Below are 8,880 nucleotides of genomic sequence, written 5' to 3' on the forward strand. Positions count from 1 at the left end.
CACACGCCAACGCCAGCAGGTCGGCCTCGGCCTTCACGCGCACCGCGTCGACCCGGCGTACCTCCTCGAGGAGGTCTGCGGGTGTGGGGTGGGTGTCGGCGGGGTGGGTCATCGTGGTCAGCACTCTACTCGAACACCTGTTCGAACACCAGCCGGTTTCCCCAGGCCAACACCCGCCTTCGCGGTGGTCTCGACTATCCGCTCGCTTCGCTCGCTGCTCGACCACCGGGCACCGCCGCTCGCTTCGCTCGCTGCTCGACCACCGGGGCCGGGCAGAGACCTCAACACAGAGCCCCCCACTCCCTCTTGCTGCCTATCCGCGCGCCACCACCCGCGGCCCGTCACGACCGCCACCGTGATGGTGGTCTCGACTAACCGCTCGCAAGCTCGCTGCTCGACCACCGGGGCACTGCCGCTCGCTAGCTCGCTGCGCGACCTCCTCAACCACCGATCCGAACCCGCCTTCGCGGTGGTCTCGACTATCCGCTCGCTTCGCTCGCTGCTCGACCGCCGGGGCCGGGCGGCGACCGAAACACCGAGCCCACCGTTCCCTCTTGCTGCCTATCGGCGCGCCACCACCCGCGGCCCGTCACGACCGCCACCGTGATGGTGGTCTCGACTATCCGCTCGCTTCGCTCGCTGCTCGACCACCGGGACACTGCCGCTCGCAAGCTCCCTGCTCGACCACCGTGATGGTGGTCTCGACTATCCGCTCGCTTCGCTCGCTGCTCGACCACCGGAGCACTGCCGCTCGCAAGCTCGCTGCGCGACCTCCTCCACCACCGAAGCGAACCCGCCTGCGCGGTGGTCTCGACTATCCGCTCGCTTCGCTCGCTGCTCGACCCACCGAACCGAGCGCCCCTCGCTGCTCGACCACCGAACCGAGCGCCCCTCGCTGCTCGACCCACCGAACCCGAGCGCCGCTCGCTGCTCGACCACCTGGCACTGCCGCTCGCCAGCCGGAACAATCCGGACCACGGTCCGCGTTGCTCTCACGTGCGTATCGACATCTGGTCCGACGTGGTCTGCCCGTGGTGCTACATCGGCAAGCGCAGGCTCGAGACGGCGATCGGTGACCGCGAGGACATCGAGGTCGTCTTCCACTCCTTCCAGCTCGACCCGAGCGCGCCAAGCGCGGAGCCGGCCGAGGGATGGCGGCCGGCGAGCGAGGTGGTGGCGCGCAAGTACGGCGCCGCGCCGGAGCAGCTGGAGGAGATGTTCGGCCGCGTCGAGCAGCTCGCGAAGGACGAGGGTCTCGAGTTCAAGCACCGCGAGGCGCCGTGGGCAGGGACGATCGACGCCCACCGCCTCCTTCACCTCGCGCTCGCCGAAGGCGGCCCCCAGCTCCAGCGCAGCCTCAAGGAGGCGCTGCTCGCTGCCTACTTCCTCGAGGCCCGCAACCCCGCCGACCACGCCGTCCTGACCGACGTCGCCGCCGCGGCCGGCCTCGACCGCGTCCGCGTCGAGCAGGTGCTCGACAGCGACGAGTACGCCGAGGAGTTCGCCGCCGACGTTCGACAGGCCCGCGCGTACGGCGCCACCGGCGTGCCGTTCTTCGTGATCGACGAGCGCTACGGGATCTCCGGCGCCCAGCCGGTCGAGGTGTTCCGCGACGTCATCGCCCGGGCCGACGCAGACGCGAAGCCGCTGGTGACCGTGACGGGTGCCGCAGACGGCGACTGCGGTTCCGACGGGTGCGCGATCTGACACCGATCACCGGGGGCGGAATACCTCACGGCCGATCCTTGTAGGCCTTGTATGACCGTTCCCACGATCGCCCTGAACGACGGCACCTCCATCCCGCAGCTCGGCTTCGGGGTGTTCCAGGTGGAGCCGGACCGGACCGCGGAAGTGGTCAGCGACGCGCTCGAGGTCGGCTACCGCCACCTCGACACCGCACAGATGTACCGCAACGAGCAGGGGGTCGGCGACGCGATCAAGCAGGCGGGCCTCCCGCGCGAGGAGCTGTACGTCACGACCAAGCTCAACAACGGCTTCCACCGGCCCGACGACGTACGCCGCTCGATGGACGAGTCGCTCGACAGGCTCGGCCTCGACCGTGTCGACCTGTTCCTGATCCACTGGCCGCTGCCGACCAAGTACGACGGCGACTTCGTCTCGACCTGGCGGGCCATGGTCGAGCTGCGTGACGCCGGGAAGGCCACCTCGGTGGGCGTCAGCAACTTCCAGCCCGACCACCTCGACCGCATCATCGACGAGACCGGCGTCGTGCCGGCGGTGAACCAGGTCGAGGTGCACCCCTACTTCACCAACGAGGCCGTGCGCGCGGCCAACCTGCGCCACGGTGTCGCCACCGAGGCCTGGTCGCCCATCGCCCAGGGCCTGGTGCTCGGTGACGCCACCGTCGAGAAGATCGCCGCCGACCTCGGCCGGACCCCTGCCCAGGTGACCCTGCGCTGGCACCTGCAGCGCGGCGACATCGTCTTCCCGAAGTCCAACCGCGTGGAGCGGATGCGCGAGAACTTCGAGCTCTTCGACTTCGAGCTCGACGAGGACCAGATGCGTGACCTCACCGCGCTCGACCGCGGCGAGAGCGGTCGTACCGGTGCGCACCCCGACACCATGGACTGGATCCCGTCCTGACCCCTCAGATCGAGCAGGGGCGAGACGGTTGCTGGCGCAACCTCCTCAACCACCGGACGTGTAGGGCAGGCTGGGGCTCATGGCGACGACGACCTTGCCCCCGACCACCGTGGTGCTGTTCGGCGCAACAGGTGACCTGAGCCGGCGCAAGCTGCTCCCCGGGATGCTGCACCTCTACAAGACCGGGCTGCTCAAGGACATCGCCGTCGTGGGCACCTCGCTGGACCCGCACACGCGCGACTCGTTCATCGACTTCGCCCGCCAGGCGGTCGAGGAGTTCGGCGGCGACGACGGCGACACCGAGGCCTGGCCGGAGTTCTCCAAGCTGCTGCACTGGGCGCCCGGGGACGGCGGGCCGCGCGGGCTGCGCGACAAGGTCGACGAGGTCGAGGAGCAGTGGAGCGAGCAGGCCAACCGGCTCCACTACCTGAGCGTGCCGCCGAAGGCGGCGCTCGACGTCGTCCACCAGCTTCGCGACGCAGGGCTCGTCGAGCGCAGCCGCATCATCATGGAGAAGCCGTTCGGCGTCGACCTCGCGTCCGCGCGCTCGCTCAACGCCCAGCTCCACGAGGTGTTCGACGAGCAGCAGATCTTCCGGATCGACCACTTCCTCGGCAAGGAGGCGGCCCAGAACATCCTGGCCTTCCGGTTCGCCAACGGCCTCTTCGAGCCGATCTGGCACCGCCACCACATCGACCACGTCCAGATCGACGTCCCGGAGGCGCTCGGCCTCGAGCAGCGAGCGAGCTTCTACGAAGCCACCGGCGCCTTCAAGGACATGGTCGTCACCCACCTTTTCCAGGTCCTCGCCTTCACCGCGATGGAGCCACCCACGTCCCTCGAGCCGGAGGCGATCAGCGAGGAGAAGCGCAAGGTCTTTCGGTCGATGCTGCCGCTGGACCCGCACGACGTGGTCCGTGGCCAGTACGTCGGGTACCGCGACATCGACGGCGTCGCCCACGACTCCGAGACCGAGACCTTCATCGCGCTCAAGTGCTACGTCGACAACTGGCGCTGGGCGGGCGTGCCGTTCTACCTCCGCACGGGCAAGCGGATGGCCGAGGGCGCCCGCATCATCTCGATCGCCTTCAAGGAGCCGCCGCGCTCGATGTTCGACCCGGGCTCCGGGGTCGGCGACCACGGCCCCGACCACCTGACCTTCGACCTGGCCGACAAGGCCAAGATGTCGCTGTCGTTCTACGGCAAGCGTCCCGGCCCGGGCATGAAGCTCGACAAGCTGTCGATGCAGTTCGCCATGCAGGACACCGGCTGGGCGGGATCGGTGCTCGAGGCGTACGAACGGCTCATCTACGACGCCGCACGCGGCGACCGCACGCTCTTCGCCTCCGCCGAGGGGATCGAACGGCTGTGGGAGATCTCCCAGCCGTTGCTGGACAACCCGCCGATCGTCAGGCCCTACGGGCAGGGCTCGTGGGGGCCCAACCAGATCCACCAGCTGGTGTCGCCGTTCACGTGGCGGCTTCCGTTCGAGCGGGTCTGGCGCGACCCCAACGCGACCGGTCACTGAACCTCAGGAACGGCAGCAGCCGGTCCACGACCGGTCCGATGAGCAGCACCACGATCACGGTGCCCGGCCCCAGCGACGCGCCGAGCAGGTAGCCCGCCACGGCGCCGATCAGCTGCACGGCCGAGTAGGACCAGCGGAACGGCACCGGCGGGTCCCACGCCAGCGCGGCCACCTCGGTGGGTCCGGCACCGAGGTCGACGGCGAGGTACGCCGCCACCCCGACGCAGACGACGGCGAACCCGGCCAGCAGCTCCACCCAGCGCAGCGGCAGCGAGGACGGCTCGGGCAGGCGCGGCAGCAGCCAGCTCACCACGACTCCGACCACGATCGGCTGCGCCACGGTGCCGAGTCCCGGTCGGCGTCCACGCAACCACGCCATCGCGACCAGGACGGCCCCCAGGACCGTGTTGACGACCCAGAACTCCACGCCACTGGTCAGCGAGATCCCGTTGACGAACATCGAGTAGCCGTCGGAGCCCAGCCGCGCGTCCAGCAGCAGCGCGACCCCCGCGCCCAGCACCGCGCACGCGATGACGAGCTGGGTGACGCGAGCGAGCAGCTTCATCCGACCGACCTCAGCCGACCAGCTTCGTCAGCCGCCGGCTCAGCGCCTCGGCGCGGTGCCCGTTGCCGGGCAGCTCGACGTAGGCCTCGCCGAAGGCCGCCAGCAGCGCGTCGTCGAGGCGGCGCACGGCGCCCGGCGGGTAGCGGTAGTCCATCCGCCGCATCAGCTCGTCCGAGTCCACCGACCGCAGCACCTCTCCGAGCCGGCTGATCGAGGTGATCTCGAGCTCGCCGAGCAGCTGGGCCATCCACTCGTAGTGGTCGGGCCGTGACCACTCCGCGTCCTCGTACTGTCCGGCGAGGAAGGCGGCCAGCTCGCGCGCGGTGATCTCGGCTCCCTCCATGTCGTCATCGGTCTCGCCCGGCTCCGTGTCACCCGGCTCCGTGTCACCCGGCTCGACCTCGCCCGGCTGCGTCGGGACCGGCTGGCCGCGCAACCGCTCGCGGATGGTGGTGAACTCCTGGTCGGCGAGCTCGAGCAGGCCCGCCGCGAGGGTGAAGCGACGGTCGAGGTCGCGGGCGTGCTCGTCGGGGATCGAGCCCTTGTAGCGGATGTCGTGCTCGAACTCCGCCCAGGCGTGCTGGAGCACCGTGCGCACCTGGACGGACGCGACGCGGTCGCGCAGCCCGGCGTACGCCGGGTCGGCCGCCTGCTCGGGGTCCAGCGCGATGAGCAGGTGCCGACTGGCATAGCCGAACCGCCCCTCGCTGGCCGTCTCCAGCCCCATGTCCCGGTCCTCGAGCACGCGCACCTCGTCGCCGAGCAGCTCGACCACCGCTTCGACGTCGGACTGCACGTAGGTGATGACCCGGACGCCGATCTGGTCGGTGATCGCCCGCAGGGGATCGGGGAACTCGAGCTGGCCGCCCTTGGTGCGGGTGGCCTTCTCGGCGAACGAAGCGACGCTCTTGGTCCGGCCGGTCACCGACAGGTAGTTGATGCCGGCCTCGTCGAGCAACGCCGTGACCAGGTCGACGAAGGCCAGGCCCGCGGCGACCCGTCCGGGCTCGTCGGCGGCGTAGGCGTCGACCGGGTTGCCGGCACTGAGCGAGGGCGTCACGATGTGGCCGTCGGCGTACCCGGACTCCGCGTCGCCGTAGATCGTGGTCTGCTCGGGGCGGCGGTCGGCATACAGACCGATGTACGCGCACAGCACGGCGTCGACCTGGTCCTCGGCGACGCGCAGCTGGCTCTTGCGCTCGGAGGCCTCGACGTCCGCGCGCAGCGCCGACCACGTCGGGTGGTCCAGGTCGAGACGCGGAGCGGCGGCGCCCAGTCCCTCGACCAGCGTCATCAGCTCGAGCAGCGCGCCCTTGAGCTCGGCGAAGGTGCGCCCGGTCTTGTGCTTGTACTTCAGCGTCCTCGGCAGGTTGAACAGCGCGATCGTCGCGGGGTGCGGATAGACCTCGATCGCACGGCGGGGCCGGCCCGAGCGCGGGTTCAGGTCCAGGCCGAGGTCCTTGCACAGCCGTCCACCCCGCGGGCCGTCGGCGAACTCCGGCTTGCCGGTGTTGGACGGGTGCGCACCGGCCTGGAACCTCGCGAAGTCCTTGTTGAGGGCCGCCTCGCACGGACGGTTGCCGCTGGGGTTGTCCACGACGAGCGGCGCGTCGACGGCGACCAGGCAGTCGTCCTCGACGTACGCCGCCAGCGCCCCGAGGATCTCCTCGTCGGTGCGCGCCGTCGACAGGTGGACCAGGCGGGCGCCGGCGTCACCGGGATCGAGCACGGCCAGCCCAGTGGGGCGGCGCGTGCCCCAGGCGAGGTCGACTCCGACGTACTTCACAGGCCCACCCTGCCCTAGTGGGCGTGCCTCGTGCGCGTGCCTAGTGGTGGTGGTCGTGCATGAGCGCGTGGCCCCGGCCCCGGCCGATCAGCCAGCGGTTGACCGGGAAGGCGACCACGAAGGCCGCCGCCAGCGCTACCACGAGGGCGATCCAGAAGCGGGTGTCGCCGAGCCCGGCGTCCATGGCGCCGGGCCAGGCGGCCATCACCGCGTTGTCGACGATCTCCATGGTGACGATCGACAGCGTGTCCGCCGCGAGCACCAGGTGCGGGAACGCATACCCCTATGGGGTACATTCCCGGAAAGATCAGGGTCAGGATGACCGGCGTGACGGACTCGCCGGACTTCCGGCTGCGCGAGATCGCTCTCCCGGCGTACGGGCCGACCATCCTCAGCTCCCTCGGCTATGGCGCCGCGATGCCGATGGTCGCCCTCCAGGCTCGAGCCCTCGGCGCGGGCGTGGGCACCGCAGCGCTCGTCGTGGCGCTGTTCGGGCTCGGTCAGCTGGTCACGTCGCTCCCGGCCGGTGCCGTGGTCGCGCGGCTCGGGGAGAGAAGGGCGCTGGCCACCGCGGCCGTCGTCGAGGCCACGGCGATGGTCGGCGCGGCGCTCGCGACGTCGGTCGTGGTCTTCGGAGCGGCCGTCGCGGTGGGCGGCTCGGCGTGGTCGGTCTTCCTGATCTCCCGGCAGGGCTACATGATCGACGCCGTCCCCCAGGCCTACCGGGCGCGCGCGATGGCGGCCTTGGGCGGCGCGACGCGGGTCGGTGTGTTCCTGGGCCCGCTGATGGGTGCGGCCCTGATCGGCCCCTTCGGGATCAGCGCGGTCTTCCTGCTCGCAGCGGTCTGCGCTCTGCTCGGAGGGGTCGTCGCCCTCGCCGTGCCCGACCTCGGGGTCGAGGACCGCGCCATCCAGCGCGAGGAGGGCTTCGCCAGCGTCGCCTCGGTCGTGGTGGCCCACCGCCACGTGTTGCTCACCCTCGGGTTCAGCGTGGTCATCCTGGGCGCGTCCCGCTCGGTGCGCAACGGCCTGATCCCCCTCTGGGCAGACCACATCGGCATCGCGCCGACCACGACGTCGCTGGTGTTCGCGCTGGCCGCGGCCGTGGACATCCTGATGTTCTACCCCGGCGGCTGGCTGATGGACCGGCACGGCCGCCGCCTCGTCGCCGTCCCGATCGTCGTGGGCGTCGCCATCGCCTGCCTCGCCCTCCCTTGGGTGTCCGGAGTCACCGGTCTCGCCGCGGTCATGATCCTGATCGCGTTCGCCAACGGCCTCGGCTCGGGCATCGTGATGACGATGGGCGCCGACTCGGCCCCGGTCGTCGGGCGGGCGCAGTTCCTCGGCGCGTGGCGGCTGTGCGGCGACATCGGAGTCTCCGGTGGTCCGCTGTTCGTGAGCGCGCTCAGCCTGGTCGCTCCCCTGGCCGCGGTGTGCGTGGTCGTCGGTCTCTTCGGGCTGGCCGGAGCCGGCTGGGTCGCCTGTTGGACAGGCAGGCTCGACGAGCGGCTCAGACGGTATGACGTGACCGCCTCGGAGTGAGGGGGTTGTGGGCCGGGGCCTCTCACATGCATGAACGTGGGTTGTCGGGCAGGAGTGGCCTGCTCGACCTATCCACAGGCATAGGAGGCCCCGGTGTTCACTGAGCGTACGAGCGTTGGACTCGATGTGCACGCACGGTCTGTTGTCGCGACCGCGATCGACACCACGACCGGTGAGCTGTTCAAGGAGCGGCTGATCCCGTCGAACGAGATCGTTCTCGACTGGCTCGCCAGGCTGTCAGGCCCGGTCGCGGTCACCTACGAAGCAGGACCGACCGGATTCGGCCTGGCCCGCGCCCTGACCACGGCAGGGATCCGGTGCGAGGTCGCCGCCCCGTCGAAGCTGGCCCGCCCGGCTGGGGACCGTGTGAAGACCGACGCTCGCGACGCGCTGCAGTTGGCGAAGCTGTTGCGCAACGACGACATCACCAGCGTCCGGGTCCCGACCATCACCCAGGAAGCAGCCCGCGACCTGGTCCGAGCCCGCGAGGATGTCCGCGGTGACCTGATGCGGGCCCGGCACCGGGTCTCGAAGCTGCTGCTGCGCCACGGCCACGTCTACGGCGGCAAGACCTGGTCAGCCAAGCACCACGCCTGGCTGCACCGGATCCAGTTCGACGACCTCGGCACCCGAGCCGCCTACCAAGCCGACCTCGAAGCCATCGAGTTCGCCGTCGCGCGCCGCGACCGGCTCGACGCAGTGATCACTCAACTCGCCGCCGACAGCGAGTTCACCGACATCACCCGCCGGCTGTGCTGCCTGCGCGGGATCTCAACCTTGACCGGGTTCGCGCTCGCGGTCGAGGTCGGTGACTGGACCCGGTTCAACGGCAACAGCATCGGCGCCTACCTCGGG

Annotated in this window: 8 protein-coding genes; 5 read left to right on the forward strand and 3 right to left on the reverse strand. The window is 70.5% G+C overall.

From position 1 onward, the window contains the following. Window positions 1–996: 996 nt before the first annotated feature. The 3 genes from ABD295_RS07000 to zwf all read left to right on the forward strand — a co-directional run bounded on the left by ABD295_RS07000 (window position 997) and on the right by zwf (window position 4,132). Window positions 997–1,707: a DsbA family oxidoreductase gene (locus ABD295_RS07000; RefSeq protein ID WP_344302958.1), complete on the forward strand. Its 711-nt coding sequence runs from the start codon at window positions 997–999 to the stop codon at window positions 1,705–1,707. A 51-nt stretch (window positions 1,708–1,758) separates the two neighbouring features. Continuing rightward, window positions 1,759–2,604 carry an aldo/keto reductase gene (locus tag ABD295_RS07005; RefSeq protein ID WP_344302959.1) on the forward strand — a complete coding sequence of 282 codons (846 nt, stop codon included), beginning with the start codon at window positions 1,759–1,761 and terminating at the stop codon, window positions 2,602–2,604. Between the two features lie 79 nt (window positions 2,605–2,683). After that, window positions 2,684–4,132 carry a glucose-6-phosphate dehydrogenase gene (gene zwf / locus ABD295_RS07010; protein WP_344302960.1) on the forward strand — a complete coding sequence of 483 codons (1,449 nt, stop codon included), beginning with the start codon at window positions 2,684–2,686 and terminating at the stop codon, window positions 4,130–4,132. On the opposite strand, the gene ABD295_RS07015 is transcribed toward zwf, so the two are convergent. Genes ABD295_RS07015 through ABD295_RS07025 form a run of 3 tightly spaced genes read right to left on the reverse strand, consistent with a single transcriptional unit; the run spans window position 4,074 to window position 6,745 of the window. Further along, a complete protein-coding gene (locus tag ABD295_RS07015; protein ID WP_344302962.1) occupies window positions 4,074–4,697 on the reverse strand; it encodes a YczE/YyaS/YitT family protein in 624 nt (207 codons plus the stop codon). The genes zwf and ABD295_RS07015 overlap by 59 nt on opposite strands. Before the next feature lie 10 nt (window positions 4,698–4,707). Next, a complete protein-coding gene (locus ABD295_RS07020; RefSeq protein WP_344302963.1) occupies window positions 4,708–6,483 on the reverse strand; it encodes a DUF429 domain-containing protein in 1,776 nt (591 codons plus the stop codon). 40 nt (window positions 6,484–6,523) lie between these two features. Then, a complete protein-coding gene (locus ABD295_RS07025) occupies window positions 6,524–6,745 on the reverse strand; it encodes a DUF4396 domain-containing protein (protein WP_344302964.1) in 222 nt (73 codons plus the stop codon). Window positions 6,746–6,810: 65 nt separating this feature from the next. Here ABD295_RS07025 and ABD295_RS07030 point away from each other — a divergent pair, with 65 nt between their 5' ends. Together ABD295_RS07030 and ABD295_RS07035 are read left to right on the forward strand one after the other, a co-directional pair. Then, on the forward strand, window positions 6,811–8,025 hold the full coding sequence (locus tag ABD295_RS07030; RefSeq protein WP_344302965.1) for an MFS transporter: 1,215 nt from the start codon (window positions 6,811–6,813) through the stop codon (window positions 8,023–8,025). Between the two features lie 93 nt (window positions 8,026–8,118). Then, window positions 8,119–8,880 (forward strand): IS110 family transposase (locus ABD295_RS07035; protein WP_344302966.1); only part of this gene is annotated, 762 nt, incomplete at its 3' end.

Source organism: Nocardioides bigeumensis, from assembly GCF_039531755.1.
Lineage (GTDB): Bacteria > Actinomycetota > Actinomycetes > Propionibacteriales > Nocardioidaceae > Nocardioides > Nocardioides bigeumensis.

Excerpts from the sequence above, each read along its gene's own strand:
- ABD295_RS07005 (WP_344302959.1), top strand. The coding sequence starts at position 1,759 with ATGACCGTTCCCACGATCGCCCTGAACGACGGCACCTCCATCCCGCAG.
- zwf (WP_344302960.1), top strand. The coding sequence starts at position 2,684 with ATGGCGACGACGACCTTGCCCCCGACCACCGTGGTGCTGTTCGGCGCA.
- ABD295_RS07015 (WP_344302962.1), bottom strand. The coding sequence starts at position 4,697 with ATGAAGCTGCTCGCTCGCGTCACCCAGCTCGTCATCGCGTGCGCGGTG.